This window comes from Aerococcus sp. L_32 (genome assembly GCF_050689315.1).
In genome coordinates, this window is the sequence record NZ_JBOEQF010000595.1 from 1 (window position 1) to 1,064 (window position 1,064).

The 1,064-nt window shown below is 35.5% G+C and carries 1 tRNA gene and 1 pseudogene; both read right to left on the reverse strand.

From position 1 onward, the window contains the following. Positions 1 to 500 precede the first annotated feature (500 nt). Positions 501 to 573, reverse strand: a tRNA-Lys gene (locus ACRCJ0_RS15020). Between the two features lie 178 nt (positions 574 to 751). Further along, positions 752 to 1,064: pseudogene (locus tag ACRCJ0_RS15025) on the reverse strand (heavy metal translocating P-type ATPase); the annotation flags it as partial.

Below are 1,064 nucleotides of genomic sequence, written 5' to 3' on the forward strand. Positions count from 1 at the left end.
GAATGTATCTCCGATACTAACACATCGATTTAGGAAATGAAAGCGGCAATTTATATAATGTTTTTCAATTACAACAGAAAATAGCAGTATAATGCATATAACCTTGCATCATTTTTTATGATTTTCTTACTTTATTAGAAATATCAAGGAAGTAAAAATAGCGGATATATCCGTCTATCAATTTAAATAAAATAGAACTGAGATATAGTATTACGAAGGAGCGAAAGAGATTAAGATTATTGATGTTGATGTATTTCAGAGCGAACTCAATAAGACTATTCCCTTAGAGTATATTGGTCGAGTTCTGTACACCGGTGAATCATTTGGTGTAGATTCAATTACAGATGGTCAAAAATATGATGTCGTTAGAGATTCGTTTATATTTTAAATTACTCAATATTTCTCAAACTTTATATAAAGTATTTTCGCTACTTTTCAAATTCAATCCAAAAAGGCGCTAAATCAATATTATCAAAACATTGATTTAGTGCCTTTTTTAATGGACTGGCAGGGGCTCGAACCCTGGACCCACTGATTAAGAGTCAGTTGCTCTACCAACTGAGCTACCAATCCAAATGTAAATTTTATCTGCAATAGTGAAAGTTTACGCCCATTTTTGGGAAAAATCAAGGGTTGAACTCAAAAATCGCATTTGGTTTTTTTATATAATAAAAAGACCAAGGTTCATCCTAAGATATCCCCCTGGCCCCAAAAAATAGGGTGGTTATAATTTATCTATTATAATCGTCACTTAAGCTTTAGCTTTAAAGCCCTTCAATCTCAGCGCATTCAGTAATACTGAAACAGACGATAAACTCATGGCTGCACCAGCAAACATAGGACTTAATAATGGGCCACCAAATAGGTAGAGGATACCCATGGCAACTGGGATCCCAACCGTGTTATAGGCGAAAGCCCAAAATAGGTTTTGCTTAATATTGGTAATGGTTGCCCGACTCAATTCAACCGCTGTTGGCACGTCCATTAAGTCGCTACGCATCAAGACAATATCCGCTGATTCAATGGCTACATCAGTCCCTGAACCAATGGCAATTCCGATATTG